General features: G+C 68.7%; 17 protein-coding genes. 8 read left to right on the plus strand and 9 right to left on the minus strand.

Annotated elements, in window-relative coordinates; genetic code table 11:
- Positions 1-151 precede the first annotated feature (151 nt).
- Entirely contained in the window at positions 152-745 is a 594-nt protein-coding gene (locus tag J2Y49_RS13070; RefSeq protein WP_310115288.1) for a hypothetical protein, read from the plus strand.
- 4 nt (positions 746-749) lie between these two features.
- Here the strand turns inward: J2Y49_RS13070 and cbiB are convergent, their stop codons facing one another.
- On the minus strand, positions 750-1,712 hold the full coding sequence (gene cbiB / locus J2Y49_RS13075; RefSeq protein WP_310115289.1) for an adenosylcobinamide-phosphate synthase CbiB: 963 nt from the start codon (positions 1,710-1,712) through the stop codon (positions 750-752).
- A 69-nt stretch (positions 1,713-1,781) separates the two neighbouring features.
- Between cbiB and cobD the strand changes: the two genes are divergently transcribed.
- The 3 genes from cobD (at position 1,782) to J2Y49_RS13090 (ending at position 5,058) form a co-directional block, all read left to right on the plus strand.
- Complete coding sequence (gene cobD, locus J2Y49_RS13080) at positions 1,782-2,888, plus strand: threonine-phosphate decarboxylase CobD (RefSeq protein ID WP_310115290.1); 1,107 nt, start codon at positions 1,782-1,784, stop codon at positions 2,886-2,888.
- A 118-nt stretch (positions 2,889-3,006) separates the two neighbouring features.
- The gene (locus J2Y49_RS13085; protein WP_310115291.1) at positions 3,007-4,650 is read left to right on the plus strand and encodes a diguanylate cyclase; all 1,644 of its coding nucleotides are present in this window, start codon (positions 3,007-3,009) and stop codon (positions 4,648-4,650) included.
- A gap of 102 nt (positions 4,651-4,752) precedes the next feature.
- A complete protein-coding gene (locus J2Y49_RS13090) occupies positions 4,753-5,058 on the plus strand; it encodes an STAS domain-containing protein (protein ID WP_310115292.1) in 306 nt (101 codons plus the stop codon).
- 65 nt (positions 5,059-5,123) lie between these two features.
- Here J2Y49_RS13090 and J2Y49_RS13095 read toward each other — a convergent pair whose 3' ends face one another.
- Together J2Y49_RS13095 and J2Y49_RS13100 are read right to left on the minus strand one after the other, a co-directional pair.
- Positions 5,124-6,038, minus strand: coding sequence for a response regulator (locus J2Y49_RS13095; protein WP_310115293.1), 915 nt, complete (start codon positions 6,036-6,038; stop codon positions 5,124-5,126).
- 133 nt (positions 6,039-6,171) lie between these two features.
- Positions 6,172-9,576, minus strand: a complete 3,405-nt coding sequence (locus tag J2Y49_RS13100; RefSeq protein WP_310115294.1) for a response regulator — start codon at positions 9,574-9,576, stop codon at positions 6,172-6,174.
- Between the two features lie 352 nt (positions 9,577-9,928).
- Between J2Y49_RS13100 and J2Y49_RS13105 the strand changes: the two genes are divergently transcribed.
- Together J2Y49_RS13105 and J2Y49_RS13110 are read left to right on the plus strand one after the other, a co-directional pair.
- Positions 9,929-10,738 (plus strand): ABC transporter substrate-binding protein, encoded by an 810-nt coding sequence (locus J2Y49_RS13105; protein ID WP_310115295.1) that lies wholly within the window; start codon positions 9,929-9,931, stop codon positions 10,736-10,738.
- A gap of 82 nt (positions 10,739-10,820) precedes the next feature.
- Complete coding sequence (locus tag J2Y49_RS13110) at positions 10,821-11,447, plus strand: glutathione S-transferase family protein (protein WP_310115296.1); 627 nt, start codon at positions 10,821-10,823, stop codon at positions 11,445-11,447.
- A 69-nt stretch (positions 11,448-11,516) separates the two neighbouring features.
- Here J2Y49_RS13110 and J2Y49_RS13115 read toward each other — a convergent pair whose 3' ends face one another.
- Genes J2Y49_RS13115 through J2Y49_RS13125 form a run of 3 tightly spaced genes read right to left on the minus strand, consistent with a single transcriptional unit; the run spans position 11,517 to position 13,372 of the window.
- On the minus strand, positions 11,517-11,843 hold the full coding sequence (locus J2Y49_RS13115) for a DUF1244 domain-containing protein (RefSeq protein WP_014189699.1): 327 nt from the start codon (positions 11,841-11,843) through the stop codon (positions 11,517-11,519).
- Positions 11,844-11,875: 32 nt separating this feature from the next.
- Positions 11,876-13,102 carry a DUF2478 domain-containing protein gene (locus J2Y49_RS13120; protein WP_310115297.1) on the minus strand — a complete coding sequence of 409 codons (1,227 nt, stop codon included), beginning with the start codon at positions 13,100-13,102 and terminating at the stop codon, positions 11,876-11,878.
- A gap of 48 nt (positions 13,103-13,150) precedes the next feature.
- Positions 13,151-13,372, minus strand: a complete 222-nt coding sequence (locus J2Y49_RS13125) for a sulfurtransferase TusA family protein (RefSeq protein ID WP_310115298.1) — start codon at positions 13,370-13,372, stop codon at positions 13,151-13,153.
- A 225-nt stretch (positions 13,373-13,597) separates the two neighbouring features.
- Between J2Y49_RS13125 and J2Y49_RS13130 the strand changes: the two genes are divergently transcribed.
- Both J2Y49_RS13130 and J2Y49_RS13135 read left to right on the plus strand, forming a co-directional pair.
- Positions 13,598-14,590, plus strand: a complete 993-nt coding sequence (locus tag J2Y49_RS13130) for an SDR family oxidoreductase (protein ID WP_310115299.1) — start codon at positions 13,598-13,600, stop codon at positions 14,588-14,590.
- Between the two features lie 160 nt (positions 14,591-14,750).
- Positions 14,751-16,001 (plus strand): Hsp70 family protein, encoded by a 1,251-nt coding sequence (locus tag J2Y49_RS13135; RefSeq protein WP_310115300.1) that lies wholly within the window; start codon positions 14,751-14,753, stop codon positions 15,999-16,001.
- A 71-nt stretch (positions 16,002-16,072) separates the two neighbouring features.
- On the opposite strand, the gene J2Y49_RS13140 is transcribed toward J2Y49_RS13135, so the two are convergent.
- The 3 genes from J2Y49_RS13140 to apbC form a co-directional block, all read right to left on the minus strand.
- On the minus strand, positions 16,073-16,870 hold the full coding sequence (locus J2Y49_RS13140) for a hypothetical protein (RefSeq protein WP_310115301.1): 798 nt from the start codon (positions 16,868-16,870) through the stop codon (positions 16,073-16,075).
- A gap of 21 nt (positions 16,871-16,891) precedes the next feature.
- Positions 16,892-18,580, minus strand: a complete 1,689-nt coding sequence (aspT, locus tag J2Y49_RS13145) for an aspartate-alanine antiporter (RefSeq protein WP_310115302.1) — start codon at positions 18,578-18,580, stop codon at positions 16,892-16,894.
- A gap of 598 nt (positions 18,581-19,178) precedes the next feature.
- Positions 19,179-20,327 (minus strand): iron-sulfur cluster carrier protein ApbC, encoded by a 1,149-nt coding sequence (gene apbC, locus J2Y49_RS13150; protein WP_310115303.1) that lies wholly within the window; start codon positions 20,325-20,327, stop codon positions 19,179-19,181.
- Positions 20,328-20,331: the final 4 nt, after the last annotated feature.

The following is a 20,331-nucleotide window of genomic DNA, read 5'->3' on the forward strand; positions in this document are numbered from 1 at the left end:
GTGGTGGGTTGTACGGATTGATCGGGTTTGTAGCGATATCGTTTGCATATGTGCGGAGACAATTGGTGGGACAGTGCCAGTCCCTCCCCACGAACGAAAGGCTCGCCTTGGTGGTAGACTGCGACCTACGCCATCCGGCGGGATATGACGGATGATCGGGCCTTCCTCTTCCGGGCAGCCCCACGACCCCGATTCCCCCGAACGGTCGGCTCCTTCGCGCTCCCGTCCCGGCTTGCCGGCGAGCCGCCTGCTGCGTCCGGTGGGGACGCTGGCGGCATTGGTGTACTTTCTTCTGGATGCGCTGGCCTACTGGGTGGTGCGGCCGGTCCTGCGCCGGATCGCGCAACTTCCGGTCTTCGCGCGCATCGGCCGCCGGATCGGCTTCTGGATCGCCGGGTTGGGGCCGTATCCGTCGCTGGTGCTCGTCCTGGTGCCGCTCGCCCTGCTGGAACCGGCGAAGCCGGTCGGGGCGTGGCTGTTCGCCACCGGGCGGCCGCTGGCCGGTGCCGCCGTGATCGCCGGGGCGGAATTGGTGAAGATCACCCTGGTGGAGCGGCTGTTCCACATCGCCAAGCCGAAGCTGCTGACCATCGGCTGGTTCGCCCGCGGCTATGGATGGGTGACCGCATGGCTGGCCTGGCTGAAGGAGACCGCCCCCGTCCGCGCCGCGCGCCGCCTGCTGGGCGGACTGCGGCGGGTCGCGCGCCGGATTTCCCTGATGGTGCGGCGGGCGGCGCGGCGCTGACGGATCAGCCCAGCAGCGCCAGCACCAGCGCCCCGCCGATCAGCAGAATGCAGGCGCGGCGGTAGAGCGCCAGCGCGCGGCCGATGTCGGACGGAGTCGCGGCGGTGCGGCCGGCGCCGAGCCAGACATCTTCGATGCGGGTGGCGCCATAGACGCGCGGACCGCCCAGCCGCAGGTCGAGCGCGCCGGCCATCGCCGCCTCCGGCCAGCCGGCGTTGGGGGAGCGGTGGCGGTGGGCGTCCTGCCGCACGGACCGCCACGCCTGCCGCGGGTCGGCCCCCTGCATCATCCAGGCAGCCCCGATCAGCAGCAGGGCGGTCAGGCGGGAGCCCGGCAAATTGACCAGATCGTCCAGCCGCGCCGCCGCCCAGCCGAAGGCTTCGTGCCGCGGCGTGCGGTGGCCGATCATGCTGTCGGCGGTGTTGATCGCCTTGTAGAGCGCCAGTCCCGGCAGCCCCCCCACCAGCAGCCAGACGGCCGGCGCCACCACCCCGTCGGAGAAGTTCTCCGCAAGGCTTTCGATGGCGGCGCGGGCGACGGCCGGCTCGTCCAGCGTGGCAGGGTTGCGGCCGACGATCATCGACACCGCCTTGCGCGCGCCCTCCAGCCCGCCGCTGCGGAAGCCGTCCGCGACCGCCGCCACATGGTCGTGCAGGCTGCGCTGGGCCAACAGGGTGGAGGCGAGCGCCGCCTCGATCAGCCAGCCGAAGGGAAGCAGCCGGCAGGCCCAGGCCACCGCCACCGCCACACCCCCCACCGTCAGCAGCAGCACCGCCAGCGCCAGCACACCGAACGCCTTGCGCCGGCCGAAACCGTCGTCCTCGCGGTTGAGTGCGCCGTCGAGCTGCGCGATAAGCGCACCGATCCACACCACCGGATGGCGGATGCGGGTATAGAGTGGGTCCGGATAGCCGGCCACCGCCTCGATGACGAGCGCGGCGGCGAGCAGGAAGGGATGAAGCGGCACGGGCGGGACGTTCCAGCGGATGGGGCGGCCGGCTGGCCGCGTGAGGGTGGGCGTGAAGGAGGCGCGATCATGGCCGAAGACAGCACGGTGACCAAGCCGCGCGTGGTGGGCGATAGCGGCAGGCTGCTGCATGGCGGCGACCTGGATGGGGCGCGCGCCGTCTTCCCGGCGGCGCCCGAGCCCTGGGTCGACCTGTCCACCGGCATCAACCCCTGGCCCTATCCACTGCCCCCGGTCCCGCCGCAGGCCTGGGCCCGGCTGCCCGGCCGGGCGGAGGAGGAGGCGCTGCGCGCGGCCGCCGCCGCCTGCTACGGCGCGCCATCGGCGGAACTGGTGGCTGCCGCCTCCGGCTCGCAGGCGCTGATCCAACTGCTGCCGCGCCTGCTGCCGGCCGGCCGGGTGGCGGTCATGGAGCCGACCTATGCCGAACATGCCCGTTGCTGGGCGCTGGCCGGTCATGAGGTGCGCGGCGTGGAGGGCAAGGGCATCCTGATCCCGGATGCCCCGGATGTCCTTGTCGTGGTCAACCCCAACAACCCCGACGGCCGGCTCCTGCCGCCCGAACGGCTGCTGGAACTGGCGCAGGCGCAGGCGGCGCGCGGCGGCTGGCTGGTGGTGGACGAGGCCTTCGCCGACATGGAACCGGAGCAGAGCGTCGCCCGTTTCGCCGGCCGGCCGGGGCTGGTGGTCCTGCGCTCCTTCGGGAAGTTCTTCGGGCTTGCGGGCTTGCGGCTGGGGATCGCGCTGGCGCCGGCCGGTCTGGCGGCGTCGTTGCGCGATGCCGTCGGCCCCTGGGCGGTGTCGGGCCCCGGCCTGTCCATCGCCACGGCGGCGTTCGGCGACGGCGACTGGATCGCAGGGACGCGCGGCATGCTGGACGATGCGATGGCGCGGCTGCGCCGCCTGCTGTCCGGTGCCGGCCTGACGGTGGTCGGCGGCACCGCGCTGTTCTGCCTCGTCGAGGATCGGCGGGTGCCCGGCCTCTATCGCGCGCTTGGGGAGGCCGGGATCCTCGTGCGCCGGTTCGAACGGCGGCCGGATTGGCTGCGCTTCGGCCTGCCCGGCCCGGAAGAGGCTTGGCAGCGACTTAGCGTCGCACTCGACAGCCGCGGGACTTGGGAGCAAGGCGGGGACAAGGTTGGGGCGGTGCAACCAAGCAAAAAGTCAGCACCTTGAACAATCGCCGAAAATTTTATATACTCAACTGTTTTTAGAAGTCCGGCCGGAGCACTTCGACCCCTTGGGGCCGCGCCGGCATTGCAGGGAAATAAAACTCTATGGGACACCGCGTGCCATGCTGGTTTCGGATAGCATGGCAATGATCTCCGACCGTGGCGTGCAGGACATGCGGGGTTCCGCATGGTCGGCCTACGACCGTTTGCCGGTCGGGGTTTGCATCGTCACGGCATCGGGGATGATCCGCTACGCCAACCCCGCGTTGCACGGGCTGCTCGGCTGCGGACCGGGCGGGCTGCCGGGGCGGAGCCTGTGCGAGTTCGACCTGGACCGCAACCTGCCGCAGGCATGGCCGGCGCGGCGGGCCGACGGCGCCGTCCGTTGGGTGGCGGTGGCGGAAATGCCCCTTCCCGCAGACGCCGACGGTCAGGATGCGGACGCGCTGCGGATGCTGACGGTGACGGATGTCGACGCCCTGTGCCGTCAGGAGAAGGTGGCCGGCGACGGCGCCCCCTCCCGCCCCGGCCCCGCCGGAATGCCGATGGTCGATGCCCTGCTGGAAGCGGCTCCGGTGCCGCTGTTCGTCAAGGATGCTGACGGCCAGTACATCGCGGTCAACGACGCCTTCGCGCGCCTCACCGGCATCAGCAGGGCGGACATGCTGCGGCGGACCACCTTCGCGCTGACCGGCCCCGACATGGCTAGGGAGCATGTCGGTCAGGACCGCGCCGTGATGGAGCGGGAGGGCAGCGTCCAGTACGAGGCGCCGGTCCGCACGGCGGAGGGCGCGATGCGCATGGTCAACCTGACCAAGGCCGCCTTCCGCGATCAGGCCGGCAATGCGATGGGCATCGTCGGCGCCATCCACGAACTGACGGAATCCCGCCCGAACGAGGAGCGGCTGGAAGCGATCCTGGAGCAGAGCCCGATCGGCGTCTCCGTTTCCCGCCGCGACGACGGGCGGATCATCTTCGTCAACACCCGCTTCGCCGAACTGATCGGCCTGCCGCGGGAAAAGCTGATCGGCAGCCGCGCCCGCGACTATTACCTGGACAGCCACCAGCGCCTGCGCGTCCTGGAACGTCTGCGCGGCGGCGGTGGGGTCACCAACATGGAGGTCCAGTTCAAGCGGGCCGACGGGTCGCCCTTCTGGACGCTGTTCACCGTCAATCAGGCGGTGATCCAGGGCGTGCCGGTCAATCTGGCCTGGATCTACGACTACACCGAACGCCGCAGCATGGAAGAGGCGCTGCGCGACATGGCGTCGCGCGATCCGCTGACCGGCATCTACAATCGCCGCTCCTTCATGGAACTGGCCCGGTCCCAACTGGCCCGCGCCCACCGCTTCCACGAACCGCTGTCGGTCTTCGTGCTGGACGTCGACCATTTCAAGCGAATCAACGACACCTTCGGCCATGCCACCGGCGACGACGCGCTGCGCATGGTCGCCGCCGGCTGTCAGGCGATCCTGCGGGAATACGACCTGCTGGGCCGGCTGGGCGGGGAGGAGTTCGTGGTGGTCCTGCCCGGCGCCACCGCCGACGAAAGCCGCGTGGTGGCCGAACGGGTGCGCCGCCACCTCGCCCGCATGCCGATCGAGGTGCCGGACGGCACCTTCCGCCTGACCGCCAGCATCGGCATCGCCGGGCTGGAGGGCGCCACCGACACGCTGGAGCGGGCGATCCACCGCGCCGACCTCGCGCTCTATCGTGCAAAGCACCTGGGCCGCAACCGCGTGGCGGTGTTCGAGCCGGGAATGTAGGCTCAGGGTTGGTGCGCCGCCGCCGCTCTGCTAACGTGGCCGTGACGGGATCCACCACGCCCGGGTGTGTGGATGGGGCCGGGTGCAACGGCGGATCGGCGCATGGACTATACGGTGCATGACAGCGGCAGCCTGCGGGAGCTGGAGCTTCGCGGCCAGATGACGTTCGAGGCCGATGGCGGGTTCCGCGAGATCATGGCCGGCTGGGAGGCGGGCGGCGTGGCGGACTGCGTTCTGAACCTCGCCGCCGTCGACTACATCGACTCCGCCGGGCTCGGGCTGCTCGTGCTGGCGAACAATGCGGCAAGGCGGACGGGCGTCACCTTCCGGTTGAAGCATCCTCGCGGGCAGGTGCGCGAGCTGATCGAGAACTCGGAGTTCCACACGATCATCCCCTGCGAGTTCTAATCTTTTGATTTTCCGTGCGATTCACGCTTCAGACGATTCCGTCCGAACCGGTCGCACTCTAACCGCTACTCCCCGACCTGTCCCCGGTCCAGGTTGACGATCCCCACCACCCGGTTGCCGGTGCCGACGAAGGTCAGCTGGTCGAACCCGACCATGCGGGCCAGTGCGATGCCGCGGCCATGGGTGGCATGCGATTGGGAGGCATCGACCGACAGATAGCGGTTGAAGTCGAATCCCGGCCCCATGTCGGTGACGGTGAAGATGACGCGGCTGTCGCTGCGCTCCACATGCAGGCTGGCGTATTTGTCGCGGTGCTCGGACGAGGCCAGCCGGGCTTCGATCTCGCGGGACAGCATGCCGCTGGCCTTCAGCCGGCCCTTCGCCTCGAACCCGATGCCGAGATTGCCGTGCTCCACCGCGTTGACCAGGATTTCCGACAGGCCGAAGGTCAGGCTGTGCCCGGTGGAGGCGACCGACGACAGGGCGATGGCGAGGTTCTGCGCCTCCTGCGGGGTGCGGAAGCGGAAACGCGCGTCGCGCAGCAGCGCGATGGCGTCGGAGCGGGAGCGCAGGTCGCCCTGCAGGCTTTTCAGCCGGCCGGTCGTCTCCTCCGCCGCGCGGACGACGGACCGCAGCAGCGCCCCGTCATAGGGCTTGATCAGGTAATAGAACACCCCGGCGCGGATCGCCGCCGCGATCTCCGCACTGCTGTCGGAGATGGTCTGCACGATGACGGGGATGCCGGCCAGTTCCGGCACGCCCTTCATCCGTTCGTACAGCTCAAGCCCGTCGCCGTCGGAAAGGCGGCGGTCGAACAGCACGACATGGATCGCCGCCCCGTTGGCCGACAGGATCTCCCAGGCTTGCGCCATGGTCTCAGCCTCAAGCGTCCGGTAACCGATGCGGGACAGATACCCGGCGACGATGGCGCGGGTCATTTCCTCGTCATCGACGACCAGAGCGGTGACGGCATCGGCCATGGTCGGCTTGGCTCCAGCGGTTCGCAACAGGGAGGGGAATGAAATCCGCGGCATTTTACTGAAATCGGGCCTATCGCACAATCACCGGCGGCATTGCGCCGCAGCATGATTCGCGAGCCGCGTGGGCCGCGTTTCAGCCGACGGGGGCCTCCAGTGACGCTGCCGCCCGCTGGGCGGCCTCCAACTCCTCCGCGACGCGGATCCCGGCGGCGGGGGTCAGCGCGTCCTGGTCCCGGCGGCGGGCGGCGGTGACCAGATGATGGGCGGTGGCGGCCAGCCGGTCGAAGCCGACATTGGCGGCGGAGCCCTTCAGGATGTGCGCCTCCCGCTCGATGCCGACGCAGTCGCCGCGGTCGATGGCGTTGCGCAGCAGGTCGAGATGCATGGGGCTGTCGCTGAAGAAGGTTTCCAGCAGCAGGGTGAAGCCGTCCCTGCCCAGGGCGTCGCGCAGTTCCTCGATCTTCTCCACGTTGACGGCGGCCGGTTCCGGTTCGGCTGGCGGAGAGAATGGCCGGTCGGCCGACCCGCCACCGGGACCACCATCGATCCCCCCGGCCGGCTTCGCGAAGCGGGTGATGGTGTCCAGCAGCTTGCGGGCATTGATCGGCTTGGACAGATAGTCGTCCATGCCGGCCTCCAGGCAGATGGCGGCGTCGCCCTGCATGGCGTTGGCGGTCAGCGCGACGATGGGAATGCGCGTGGCCGGGCCGGACAGCCGGCGGATGCGCCGCGTCGCCTCCAGCCCGTCCATCACCGGCATCTGGACATCCATCAGCACCAGGTCATAGGGGCGGGCGGATACCGCCTCCACCGCTTCCTCGCCGTTCGACACCGCCTCCGCGCTGTGGCCGGCACGGCGCAGCAGCGCCAGCGTCAGCTGCTGGTTGACCGGATTGTCCTCCGCCACCAGCACGCGGACCCGCGGCTTGCCGTCGGGCGGAGCTGCCGGACCGGCCGGGGGCCGTGGGGGGAGGGGAACGACGTTGCCGGTCCCCGCGGGTGCCGACCGGTCCGCCGCCGCCGGCAATTCAGGCCCCGATTGCGGCTCCAGCAGGCGGGCGAGGCACTGGCAGAGCGTGCTGAAGCGGATCGGCTTCGGCAGATGGGTGTCGACCGGCGCCCGCTCCGGTTCCTGCCCCTCCAGCCTTTGGGAAGAGGCCAGCGCCAGACGGATCCCGGCCAGCGCCGGATTGGCGCGGATGCGTTGCGCCACCTCCACCCCGGTCAGGCCCGGCATGCGGTGGTCGAGAATCGCGGCGTCGAACGGACGGCCCGTATGAGCGGCGGCGACCAGCCGGTCCAGCGCCTGCTCGCCGTTCTCCGCGGTCTCGGTCACGATGCCGAAGCCGTCCAACTGCCGGGTCAGCAGGTCGCGGTTGACCGCGATGTCGTCGACCAGCAGCAGGCGGCGCCCGGCCCAGTTGCCGGCGGGAGTCGGGGGATGGGCGCTGCCGGCGCCGCGCTTCAGCGGGATCGACACCCAGAAGGTGCTGCCGGCGCCCGGCTGGCTCTCCACCCCGATGCGGCCGCCCATCAGTTCCACAAGCCGCTTGCAGATCGCCAACCCCAGGCCGGTGCCGCCATGACGCCGCGCGGCGGACGAATCGACCTGGGTGAACATGGCGAACAGGCGGGGGCGTTCCTCCTCCGGGATGCCGATCCCGGTGTCGCGCACTTCGAAGCGGACGCGGACGCCGCCGCCCGCCTGCTTGTCGGGATCGGCCGGCTCCTCGCCCAGCAGGATGGTGACGCTGCCGCTGTCGGTGAACTTCACCGCGTTGCCGGCGAGGTTCAGCAGGATCTGGCGCAGCCGCCCGGCATCGCCCAGCAGGGTGCCGCGCAGGCCGGGCGGCACGAAGCTGGCCAGATCCAGCCCCTTGGCCGCCGCGCGCGGCGCCAGGATCTCCGCCACGCTTTCGACCATCGGCACCAGTTCAAACTCGCCGACCTCCAGATCCAGGCGGCCGGCGTCGATCTTCGAGAAATCCAGGATGTCGTTGATGATGACCAGCAGCGATTCGGCGGAATCGCGGATGGTTTCGGCATAGGTGCGCTGCTCCGCCTCCATCGGCGTGTCGAGCAGCAGCCCGGCCATGCCGATCACCCCGTTCATCGGCGTGCGGATCTCGTGACTCATCGTCGCGAGGAATTCCATCTTGATGCGCTGCCCGTCCTCCGCCCGCTCCTTGGCGTCGCGCAGCGTGTGCTCCAGCCGCTTCTCTTCCGTCAGGTCGCGCAGGATGGCGGCGTAGAGCGGCCCGGCCGCCGTCTTCACCAGGGCCATGGAGTAAGCGAGCGGGAAGCTCTCTTCGCCCTCCGCCTTCTCCGTTTCCGCCACCGGCCTCATCGCCATGGTCTCTCCGCGGATGGCGGTGTCCATCGGGCGGCGGCCGCGCGCGATCTCCGACAGGGTGCGGGCGGTGGCCTCGCGCTTGTCGGCCGGCAGCAGGTCGGTCACCGGCCGGCCGACCAGCCCACCCGGCGCGCAGCGGAAGATGGCGTGGGCGGCCGGATTGGCGGCTTCGATCACCCCGTCGGGCCGGGCGGTGACGATGCCCTCCGCCGCGGTGTCGACGATGGCGGACAGGCGGGCGTTCGCCTCCTCCAACTCCTCGCCCTGGCGGCGCTGGGCGGCCAGCGACCGCGCCAGCAGCAGGCCGAACAGCCCCAGCAGCAGGATCATGCCGCCCGACAGCAGGGTCGCCATCCACAGATTGTCGCGCCAGTTCACAAGCACGGCGTCCTGCCGCACGCTGACCGTCAGCACCAGCGGCCAGACCGGTGTCGTCCGGTAGGCGACGATCCGCGTGTCGGGACCGGCGCCGACATCGGTGCCGGAATGGCGGAACACGCCGTATTCGGCCTGCGGCAGGCGCTCGCGGAACAGCGGCGTCGCGGCGAAGGAGCGGCCGATCTCCTCCCCCGCCTGCGGCTGGACGGTCAGCAGAGTGCCGTCATAGCGGTAGAGCGCGATGCGGTCGGCCACCCCGGCCGCGTCGCCGCCCTGGACCGCGCGGTACAGCCCCTGGAAATAGTCCGGGTTGACGGTTGCGACGACCACCGCCTGCAGCATGCCGTCGGCATCGCGGAGCGCGCGGCTCATCGGCAGAAGCCAGCGCCCGGACCGCTCGCCCCCCGCCGCGCGGTCCAGCAGGCCGCGCCCCGGCCGGGGATCGCCGATCACCAACGTGCTGCCCTGGCCGGCGGTCTGCAGGCGGAAGGCGTCCAGCTCCGTCAGGTAGGCGTCGCCGGGATGCGCGCCCTCGGTCGTGGCCAGGATGCGGCCGGTGCGGTCCAGCAGGGTCAGTCCGCGCAGGTGCGGCGACCGCCGCAGCCGGTCGGTCAGAAGCGCCGCCAGATCGGGACCGGGCCGGTTATCCTCGCCCGTCCAGCTGGCGTCGGCCAGGGAATCGACGATCGCCGACAGCGTGACGTCCACCGACTGCACCGTGCGGGTGGTCGACACCTCCAGCGCGGCGGCGAGGCTGGCGAGATTGATCTCCGCGGTGTCGAGCGCCGCCTTGCGCGCGGCGATCAATTGCTGTCCCTGGTTGACCAGCAGGGCGAAGACGGCCAGAAGGGCAAAGGCGATGATGCCGCCGCGCTTCTGGAAAAGACCCTTCAGATCCGCTTTTGCTGGGGGCGAGGACAGGGCTTGCGTTCCGGACGGTCAGGTGTGGTCGAACGGGTTGGGTCGGGCAGGCGTGGTCATCCGCACCTGGCCCGGTGCCTGGCCGACGTTGGCTCTCGCGACAATAGCAGCTACGCGGACCATACGCCAAGCGCCCACTGCCGTTTGCAACCGGTCGATGCTAAGATGCCGCTCCCGCCGCATGGCATTGCGCGGCGATGATGAAGAACAGGGTCGAGTGGTTAACGAAAGGTGTGACATGGCGACGCGGATCCTTTGGGCTGTCTGCTGCACAATTCTGTTCCTTCTGGTTGCCGGTAACACTGCACCGGCAACTGCGCAGGCCGGGAGACTTCAGAAAATTGCGGCGCAGAAGCAACTTCGTGTCTGCTCTTGGCCTGATTACTACGCGATCTCGTTCCGGAATCCGCGAACCGGCGCGCTGGAGGGGCTGGACGCCGAACTGGCACAGGCCTTCGCCGACGATCTCGGCGTGCAGCTGGCGGTGGTGGAAAGCAGCTTTCCCCGCTTCATCGACGATCTGCTGGCCGACCGCTGCGACATCGGCATGTTCGCCATCGGCGCCACTCCGGCGCGGGCCCAGCGCGTGGCCTTCAGCCAGCCCTATCTGCGCAGCGGCATCTATGCCGTGACCACCCAGACCAACGACACCATCCGCCGCTGGGAGGATCTGGACCGCAGCGGCAACGTCGTGGCGGTGCAGAAGGACACCTATATGGACGGCTACGCCCGCGGCGCGATGAAGGCCGCCCGCATCGTCGCCGTCACCCGCCCGCAGGAGCGCGAGGAGGAGGTGCAGGCCGGCCGCGCCGACGCCTTTCTGACCGACTATCCCTATGGTCAGCGCATGCTGGCCTTCCATCCCTGGGCTCGGCTGGTCGTGCCGGACATGCCGGTGCAGCCGACGCCCTATGCCTATGCGGTGGCGCCGGGCGACGCGGCGTGGCTGGAGCGGGTCAACGTCTTCGTCGCCGCCATCAAGGCCGACGGCCGGCTGGAGAGCATCGCCGCCCGTTACAAGCTGACCCCCATCGTGGCGCGGGACTGAACCGCGCCATCAGAATGCGTCTGCGGGAACGATCCGGTTTAGGATATGTGGCGTGGTCCAGCATCACCCTGGGGAATCGTCGATGATCCTGATCGGACAGTATGACTCGCCTTTCGTCCGCCGCGTCGCCGTCGCTCTGCGGCTCTACGGGATGGCCTACGACCACCGGCCCTGGTCGGTCTTCTCCGACGGGGCGGAGCTTGCGCGTTTCAACCCGCTGAAACGGGTGCCGACGCTGGTGCTGGACGACGGGGAGGTGCTGATCGAGAGCGGCGCCATCCTCGACCATCTCGACGAGGCCGCCGGACCGGACCGGGCGCTGATCGCCCGCCAGGGTGCGGAGCGGCGCCGGGCGCTGAAGCTCTGCGCGCTGTCGACCGGGCTGGCGGACAAGGCGGTCAGCCTCGTCTATGAACGGGTCCTGCACAAGGAACGGTCGGATGTGTGGGTGGAGCGCTGCACCGGCCAGATCGGCGCCGTCCTCGACGTTCTGGAGGCCGACCGTGCCGCCGCAGCGGGGCCCTGGTGGTTCGGTGAGCGGATCGGCCACGCCGACATCGCCGCCGGCTGTGCCCTGCGCTTCGTCGGTGAAGCGCATGCCGCCGTCTTCGACCGCAACCGCTGCCCGGCGCTTGCCGCGCATTCCGACGCCTGCGAGGCGATGGCGGATTTCCAGGCGGTGGTGCAGCCCTTTTCGATCAGCGCCTGAACCGGCCTCCCCTCCCGTCCCGGGTTTCAAGTTCCGAGAAGGGAGGGGGCGCCTCCCTGCCGCCGCGCCTTACCGGTGCCCGCTGATCTCCGCGTGCAGCGGCTTGGTGTCCTCGAACTTCTGCTGCTGTTCGGGGGTGGCGTCCTTCTGGTGCTTCTGCTTCCATTCGGAATAGGGCATGCCATAGACGGCGATGCGGGCGTCCTCGTCGGACAACGCGACGCCGCGCTCCTTGGCCGCCGCCGCATACCATTTGGACAGGCAGTTGCGGCAGAAGCCGGCGAGGTTCATCAGGTCGATGTTCTGCACGTCGGTGCGCTTGCGCAGATGTTCGACCAGACCGCGGAAAGCCGCAGCTTCCAGTTCGATGCGGGTCTGGTGGTCCAGATCGGCCATGGGGTCTCTACTCCTCCGGTTTTCTTGTTCTGTTAAGAGTGGGGTGGCCGGTGCAGCGTGACCATCCGGCCATGGGGATGAAAATCGCGCGAGCCGCCACCGCCGACGATGGTGCGGACCACCGCCTCGCGGTCGGTGGCGACGAAGCCGGCCAGCACGTCGACGCCGTAGTCGAACAGGCGCGGGGTCAGCGGCGTGCCGGGGCCGATCATCGCCACCCGCGCCCCGGCCGACACCCGCAGCAGGCGGGGCAGGGTTCGGTTGGCGAAGGCCGACGCGGTGACGGCCACCGCCTCCGCGCCCGGCAGAAGCCAGTCGCAGGCGGCCTCCGGATGCTCGCCCTCCTGCGGGGTCATGTCGATCACCTGGGCGCGCGGCATGCGGCGGGCGACCTGCGGGAAACCGCCGACCACCACGACGCGTCCCTCCACCGAAGCGAACAGGTCCAGCCCGTTGCCGGGGATTCCGGCCACATCGGGACGGTTGTAGTGGGCGTTCAGCGCCGCGACCCCCACTGCCATCTCCAGCGGATCCCAGGACTGCGCGGCCATGGCGGCCAGATCGCGCAAGGACCGGCCGGCCCAGCGCCCTGGGGCGTCGTCAGCCGCGGGCGCCTGCCGGGCGGCGACGCCGAGCCCTTCGGCGGTTTCCACCAGGACCCACTTGTCGCCGGTGACGACGCGGCGGACCTCGGCATCGGCGACGCCCTGCACCAGATCCGGGTACATCCGCTGCGGCCCCCACCAGCGCCACAGCGCGTCGGCGGTCGGCGACAACAGGTCGCAGAAGCCGCCGGTGGCGGTCTGCCATTCGTTGAGATAGCGGCTGCCGACGCTGGTCAGCAGCGGGATGCCTTCCGCGATGGCCGTCAGCATCTCGTCCGACAGGCCGTCGCCATGCGATTCCAGCCCGGCGAACTTGTTGACCACCAGCAGGTCGACGTTCGCGGCGACGGCATCGCGGATGGCCTGGCTCGCCTCCGCCACGCCGGTCGGGTCGACGCGGCAGGATTGCGATTCCCGGCCCAGCCTCTGGGTGATGTCATAGGCGCGGCCGGTCGCGACGTCGACCAGCTCCATCCGTTCCGCGCAGTCGTCGCCCGGTCCGTGGTTGCGCTGCACCAGCCCGCCGACGCGGAAGCCGCGCCGCTTCAACTCCGCCGTGAAGCCGTCCAGCAGCGCGTCGACCCCGTACGAACCGGGACCGTGGATCACGGCGCCGGGACGCAGGGGCGGCGGGGAGGCGGGGGGAAGCGGCATCGGGGTGGAACCTTTCGCGGAGCGGCGGGGAGGGGAAGAACGGATGCCTCAGCCGCCCCGGCGGATGCGGTAGACGAAGACGGTCTTGTGGACCTCGTCCGGCTGGGTCTCGTGCGACAGCAGCGCGTTGTCGGTCGTGTTGCAGAAATGCTTGAAATCGATGACGGAGGCCGGGTCGGTCGCATGGACCACCAGTTCCTCCCCCGGTTCCATGCGGTCGAGCAGAGCCCGGGTGCGCAGGATGGGCAACGGGCAATGCAGCCCCTTCACGTCAAGCTCTCTCGCCGGCACCGCGCCCGCTCCACGATCGTTGAGGACGAAATCCTTACTCCGCCTGCGACTGTAGCCGGTTCGCGCCCGCTTCTCCAGACCGCTGGCCGATCGGTCGCATCCGCCGCAACCACCGACGGCGGATCCGGAGCGGCAGCCGAGATTTTCCTCAAGCCGCGCTGTTGTACGGCCCAACGACGGGATTTCGACGAAAGGATTGCGGTCATGGCGAAGCGTCTTGACGACAAGGTGGTGGTCATCACGGGCGCGTCCAGCGGCATCGGGCGGGCGACCGCGCTGGAGTTTGCGCGCCAAGGCGCCGCGGTGATCCTGGCGGCCCGCCGGATGGCCGCCTTGCACGAGGTGGCGGAGGAATGCGTGGAGGCCGGCGGCCGGGCGATGGTGGTGCCGACCGACGTCACCGACCAGCGCGCCATGCAGCATCTGGCCGACCGCGCCGTCGAGGCCTTCGGCGGCATCGACATCTGGGTGAACAATGCCGGCGTCATCGCCTTCGGCCGGTTCGAAGACATCCCCGACGAGGTGTTCGAGCAGGTGGTGCGCACCGATTTCTTCGGCACCGTCCATGGCTGCCGCGCCGTGCTGCCCCATTTCCTCGACCGCGGGGAAGGCATCATCATCAATACCGCGTCGATGGTGTCCAACATCGGCCAGCGCTATGCCACGCCCTACACCGCGGCGAAGTTCGCCGTGCGCGGCTTTTCCGAATCGCTGCGGCAGGAGTTGGTGGACGAGCCCGCAATCCATGTCTGCATGGTCATGCCGGCTTCCATCGACACGCCGCTGTGGCAGCATGCCGCCAACTATACCGGCCGGGCGGTCAAGCCGCTGAACCCGATCCACCCGCCGGAGGAGGTCGCCGCCGCCATCCTGTCGCTGGCCCGCAACCCCCAGCGCGAGCAGTTCGTCGGCACCGAGGCGCGCATCGCCGCGGTCGGCAACGCCATGGCCCCGCAGCTGACCGAGCGGGCGCTCGCCCACACCATCGAGCGGGACATGTTCCAGAACCGCTCCGCTCCCGCCACGTCGGGCGGCGTGATGACCGCGATGCCGGAATATCAGGGCGCCAGCGGCGGCTGGATCGAACCGAAGCCGCCGCGCCGCCCCTTCTCCTGGACCAACCTGACCCTGTTCCTGCTGCCGGTGGTGCTGGCCAGCCGGCCGCTGGGCAACGGTCGGACGCGGCACGTCTGGTGACGCCGCATCCGATGGCCCGGCAGCGCGCTTGATCCGGCCCGCCCTGATCTTGCGGCCCCTGATTTTGCGGCCTTGATCCGATGGCCGGGAGCCGTTATACGCTCGCCCCTTTTCCGGTGCGGCGGGTGGCCGCAGCGGTCATCCGGGCAGGAGGCGGGACATGACGGCGTGCGGACTCGATTTCGGCACCTCGAACACGACGCTGGGCGTGCAGGACGCCGGCGGCTTCCGGCTTCTGGCGCTGGACGGCGCGCGCACCACCCTGCCGACGGCGGTGTTCTTCGATTTCGAGCATGACCGGACCACCATCGGTCAGGAGGCCATCGACGCCTATGTGTCGGGGGTGGAAGGGCGGCTGATGCGCTCCATCAAGTCGATGCTCGGCACCGACCTGATCGACGCCGACACGGCGCTCCGCAAGGGCCGCATCAGCTTCCGCGCGGTGATCGGCACCTTCCTCGACCTGGTGAAGGTGCGGGCCGAACAGGCGCTGGGGGGCGAACTGGGCGATGTGGTGGTCGGTCGTCCCGTCCATTTCGTCGACGGCGACCCGGCCGGCGACGCCGCGGCGGAGGAAACGCTGGGTCAGATCGCGCAGGCCGCCGGTTTCCGCAACGTCTCCTTCCAGTTCGAACCCATCGCCGCCGCGCTCGATTACGAGCAGCAGGTGGCGGGGGAGGAACTGGCGCTGATCGCCGACATCGGCGGCGGCACGTCGGACTTCTCGGTCGTGCGCATCGGGCCGGAGCGGCGCGGCAAGGCCGACCGGGCCGGCGACATCCTGGCCAACGACGGCATCCGCGTCGGCGGCACCGACTTCGACCGCGACCTCAGCCTCGCCACCGCGATGCCGGAGCTTGGGCTGGGCAGCGCCATGAAGCGCGCCGGGCTGCTGGCTCCGCGCAGCATCTATTTCGATCTGGCGACCTGGTCGAAGATCAACTTCCTCTACACCGCCAAGGCGATGGCCGAACTGGAGCGCCTGCAGCGCGATTCCGCCGAGCCCGAAAAGATCGAGCGCCTGATCGGCGTGGTGGAGCACCGGCAGGGCCATGCGCTGGCGATGGCGGTCGAGCGCACCAAGATCGCCCTGTCCGACCGGGAGGCGGCGGATCTGGCGCTGGATTGGGGCGATGGCGACCTCGCCCTGGCGGTGGACCGGGAGGCGCTGAACCGCGCCACCGGCTCGCTCGCCGCCCGCATCGGCTCGCGCATCCGCGACTGCCTGGCTGATGCCGGGGTGACCGCCGACCGCATCGACGCGGTGTTCCTGACCGGCGGCTCCACCCTGCTGCCGCAGGTGCGCGCCGCGATCCTGGCCGAGGCGCCGGACGCGCGGGTGGTGGAAGGCAACATCTTCGGCTCCGTCGGCCTGGGGCTGACGGTGGAGGCGCTGCGGCGGTACGGGTAAGGGGCGCCGGTCCGGCTCCTGCGGGGGGCGGCCGAGGCTACCCTCCCCGCGGGGGATCGTCCTGCGGGGCGTCACTTGCCCTTGGGTTGCTGCCTTTTGAAGTCCTCGTGGAACTGGTCGGCCATTTTGCGCAGGGAGCGTCCGATCGCGGCGTATTCGTATTCGTTCAGATTGGCCAGCGACGCGCGGGCGGCCGGCTGCTGGGTGCCGAACCCCTTGCCCGGCAGCAGGACGATGCCGGTTTCCGCCGCGATCCGAAACAGCAGATCGTTCGGCTTGTAGGTCGCCTTCACCCAGGCCGCATAATCGGGGCCGTACAGCTTCAGGGCGATGTTTTCCAGGTCGAGCAGCGTGTAGTAGGCGACTTCGTTCGGATCCGACTGCGTCGGCATGCCGAGTTCGCGGTACAATGCGGCTTCGCGCCGGCGGATCACCTTCTTCAGTTCGGCCTTGTAGCCGTCCTGTTCGTCCATCAGGGCGAACAGGGAGAACAGCACCATCTGCACCTGCTGCGGCGTGGACAGGCCGGCGGTATGATTCAGCGCCACGGTGCGGCTGTCGGCGACCAGCCGGTCGATGAAGCGCAGGCTGCGCACATCCGGCACCAGTGAACCGTAGCGGCGGTCGAGCATGGCCTTCCTCTCCTCCGGCATGCCGGCGATCTCCTGGTCGCAGACATTCTGCTTATGGGTCGCGATCACGCCCAACCGGAAGAAAGCCCTGCGCGGCAGCGTCGCCAGGAAATTCGGATTGCCGCGGCCCGCATTCAGCATCAGCCGGTTCTCGCGGCCGGACGCGAGCTTGATCAGTTCATCCTTCAGTTCGAAGGGGCTGAGCTTCTCGTAGCGGCTGTAATTGATCGGATCCATGATGGAATCTCCTCGTCCGGATTACACGAAGGCCACGACCAGCGGGCCCAGCAGGGTCAGGAAGACGTTCGCCAGCGCATAGGTGATGGCGAAAGGGACGGTCGGGATCGAGTTGCCGGCCTTGTTGAGCACCTCGCCGAAGGCCGGGTTGGCGCTTCGCGCTCCGGAAAGCGCGCCGGCGAAGACGGCCACATTGTCGTAGCGCAGCAGGTAGCGGCCGACGAGCAGGGTGACGATCAACGGAACGAGCTTCACCACCATGCCGACCAGGAAGATGCTCAAGCCGCTCTCGGCGACCGTGCTCACCGCCTGCCGGCCGGATTGCAGGCCGACCACGGCGACGAAGCCGGCAAGTCCCAGGTCGCGCAGCAGCGTGGAGGCCGGCGTGGGCATGTTGCCGATGGTGAGGTTGCGGGTGCGATACCAGCCGAACAGCAGCCCGGCCAACAGGGCGCCGCCGCCGCTGCCCAGCGTCAGCGGAATGTCGCCGAAGCGGATCACGGCCAATCCGACGAGCAGGCCGAGCGCCAGCCCCAGGCCGTGGTAGACGAAGTCCGTCTTGTCGCTTGGGATGATGTCGGTTCCCACGGCCTTCGCGACGCGCTGCACATCCTCCGCGGTGCCGTAGAGCGTGGCGACGTCGCCGGCTTCGATCACGGTATCGGGAGCGAGCGTCAGCGGCATGCCGCTCCGCTTCACGCCGGTCACATAGACGCCGTGATAGTGGATGTCCGCCGCTTTCCTGCGGATCTCCGCGACGGTGCGGTGGATGTAGGCCGGGTTGGTGACGGCAACGTCCCGCTCCAGCATGATCAGATCCATGCCCTGCGAGGACTGAAGCTCCGTGCCGAGAGTGCCGGCGAGATCGACCACCCCGGCACGCCTTCCCACCAGCAGAACGATGTCCCCGGCTTGCAGACGCAGATCCGGCTGCAAGCCGATCAGCGTGTTCTTCCGCTTCACGCGTTCGACGCTGACCGGGCCGTCGGCGGAGGCCGCCTCGATCTCCGCCACGGTTCGCCCCGCCGCCTGTTCGATCTGATAGAGACGGCCGACCAGGGCCGGCATCGCGTACTCCTCGCCATGACCCAGAAGATGGGCGCCGGCCAGCATCGCCGTTTCCGCCTTGATGGCGTCGTCGCGGATGCCGCGCTTCATCAGCCAGGGCAGCAGATTGACGCAAACCAGAATGGGGCCGAACGATCCGAAGATGTAGGTGACGGCATAGCCGACCGCGACGTTGCTTTGGAGGCGCTGCACCTCTTCCGCGGGCAACCCGAGTTTGCCGATGGCCGAGCCGGCGGTGCCGATGATGGCCGACTGGGTCAACCCACCGGATGCGATGCCCGCGGCCAGGCCTTTGTCGAGACCCGTCAGGCGGGCCATAACGATGACTGTGATCAAGCCGCTGACCGCCAGAACCGCCGCCAGGACGATTTCGCGGATCGACTTCCGGCCGAGCGATTGAAAGAACTTCGGGCCGCTTTCGAAGCCGACCGCATAAATGAATAAGGCAAACAGGATCGATTTGACCCCATTGTCGATCGAAACGCCGATTTGGCTGATCGCTACGGCGACCAACAGAGAACCGGCAACTCCGCCAAGCTGAAATTTACTGAATTGGACCTTGCCGATCCAGTAGCCGCCCGCCAGGGAAAGAAATAACGCGATTTCCGGTGCTTGATTGAGGATTGAATGAATCCATGGCATGGGATTTCCTTGCGGAAGGGTTTGTTCCCGGCATTTTTCATATGGATAATGAATGAAAGTAAAAGCCGGCTTTTCTGTGTTGGTCAATAAAATGCACCATAGAATCCGGAAAACGATTCTTAATGGTCATACTTTGAGCGGAAATGAGAGTAAAAGAAATTATGCTTTCCGTACAGACAAATGACTCTACATTCTTAAAAATTTGAGACTTAAAAATGCATGATAATTTGCATTTTTCATTTTTATGTCAGAGTGCTGAGCTTTTAAGGTTGGGCGTGGCTTTAAAGAATCCGTCGTTGGGCGATTTCTCCGGTATACGGAAAACCGTCTTTGGAGACATCGAATTTTACGGTGGCGTCTTCGCTCACGTCTTCGGAGCGCACGCACGGTCCCGCGCGGTGCGTCGGATCACCATTCCAGGCGGGGCGGCGACGGCAGCAGCGATTGGGCGGGCAAGCCGGTCGTGCATGGACGGCCGGCTCACCGGAACCTTAGGGGCGTCGGGCATGGCGTCGGGGGCGCGGCGACAGTGGAGTCCTCTCCACAACCAAGCCCCCTCGGCCGCCATTCAATCAGCGGGACGGGCCCCCCACTCCCCTCACTGCACCACGATGCGCGGGGCGGCGCGCCCACCGGTGCCGCCGCCGATCTTTTCCCACAGGCGGGTGGCGATGCGGCGGTAGGACTTGGCGTGCTCGGACTCCGGCTGCGACACCACGATCGGCTGGCCCTGGTCGGAGGTCTCGCGGATCGACAGGTGCAGCGGGATCTCGCCCAGGAACTCCATGCCCAGGGTGTCGGCTTCCTTGCGGGCGCCGCCGTGGCTGAAGATGTCGGTGCGGTGGCCGCAGTTGGGGCAGCAGAAATAGCTCATGTTCTCGATGATGCCCAACACCGGCACATCGACGCGGCGGAACATGTTCAGCCCCTTGCGGGCGTCCAGCAACGCGATGTCCTGCGGGGTGGAGACGATCACCGCGCCGGCCAGCGGCACCTGCTGGGCCATGGTCAGCTGGGCGTCGCCGGTGCCCGGCGGCATGTCCACCACCAGGATGTCGAGCGTGCCCCAGTTGACGTCGCGCAGCATCTGCTGCAGCGCGCTCATCACCATCGGCCCGCGCCAGATCATCGGGGTATCCTCGGCCACCAGGAAGCCCATGGACATGACCTTGACGCCGTAATTCTCCATCGGCTCCAGGCGCTTGCCGTCGGGGCTGTTGGGGCGGCCGGCGATCCCCATCATGCGCGGCATCGACGGGCCGTAGATGTCGGCGTCGAGCAACCCGACCTTCAGCCCGTTGGCGGCCAGCGCCAGCGCGAGGTTGGCCGAGGTGGTCGATTTGCCGACGCCGCCCTTGCCCGAGGCCACGGCGACGATGGCCTTCACGCCGGGGACCAGCGGCTTCTGCGGGTCGCCCTGCGGTGCGGCGCCATGGGAATGCCCGTGCGAATGCCCGCCATGCGAATGGCCTTGCTGCGGTGCGGCCTGGGGAGCTGCCCGGTGGGCGGTCAGCACGGCGGTGACCGACAGGACGCCGGGCAGGGCGTCCACAGCCTTCTCGGCGGCGTGGCGCAGCGGCTCCGCCTGGGCGCCGCGCTTGGGGTCGACCTCGATGGAGAAGGCGACATGGCCGTCACGCACCACGAGGCCCGACAACATGCCCAAGCTGACGATGTCGCCACCCCGGTCCGGGTCGACGACGGTCTTCAGCGCCTGCATGACTTGAGCTTCGCTGATCTGCGCCATGGTT

The organism is Azospirillum sp. BE72, from assembly GCF_031455875.1.
In the GTDB taxonomy this organism is placed as follows: Bacteria; Pseudomonadota; Alphaproteobacteria; order Azospirillales; family Azospirillaceae; genus Azospirillum.

Bases quoted from the DNA above. Each gene is read 5' to 3' on its own strand.
- J2Y49_RS13070 (WP_310115288.1), top strand. From the start codon at position 152: ATGATCGGGCCTTCCTCTTCCGGGCAGCCCCACGACCCCGATTCCCCC.
- cobD (WP_310115290.1), top strand. From the start codon at position 1,782: ATGGCCGAAGACAGCACGGTGACCAAGCCGCGCGTGGTGGGCGATAGC.
- J2Y49_RS13085 (WP_310115291.1), top strand. From the start codon at position 3,007: ATGCTGGTTTCGGATAGCATGGCAATGATCTCCGACCGTGGCGTGCAG.
- J2Y49_RS13090 (WP_310115292.1), top strand. From the start codon at position 4,753: ATGGACTATACGGTGCATGACAGCGGCAGCCTGCGGGAGCTGGAGCTT.
- J2Y49_RS13095 (WP_310115293.1), bottom strand. From the start codon at position 6,038: ATGGCCGATGCCGTCACCGCTCTGGTCGTCGATGACGAGGAAATGACC.
- J2Y49_RS13105 (WP_310115295.1), top strand. From the start codon at position 9,929: ATGGCGACGCGGATCCTTTGGGCTGTCTGCTGCACAATTCTGTTCCTT.
- J2Y49_RS13110 (WP_310115296.1), top strand. From the start codon at position 10,821: ATGATCCTGATCGGACAGTATGACTCGCCTTTCGTCCGCCGCGTCGCC.
- J2Y49_RS13115 (WP_014189699.1), bottom strand. From the start codon at position 11,843: ATGGCCGATCTGGACCACCAGACCCGCATCGAACTGGAAGCTGCGGCT.
- J2Y49_RS13120 (WP_310115297.1), bottom strand. From the start codon at position 13,102: ATGCCGCTTCCCCCCGCCTCCCCGCCGCCCCTGCGTCCCGGCGCCGTG.
- J2Y49_RS13130 (WP_310115299.1), top strand. From the start codon at position 13,598: ATGGCGAAGCGTCTTGACGACAAGGTGGTGGTCATCACGGGCGCGTCC.
- J2Y49_RS13135 (WP_310115300.1), top strand. From the start codon at position 14,751: ATGACGGCGTGCGGACTCGATTTCGGCACCTCGAACACGACGCTGGGC.
- J2Y49_RS13140 (WP_310115301.1), bottom strand. From the start codon at position 16,870: ATGGATCCGATCAATTACAGCCGCTACGAGAAGCTCAGCCCCTTCGAA.
- aspT (WP_310115302.1), bottom strand. From the start codon at position 18,580: ATGCCATGGATTCATTCAATCCTCAATCAAGCACCGGAAATCGCGTTA.
- apbC (WP_310115303.1), bottom strand. From the start codon at position 20,327: ATGGCGCAGATCAGCGAAGCTCAAGTCATGCAGGCGCTGAAGACCGTC.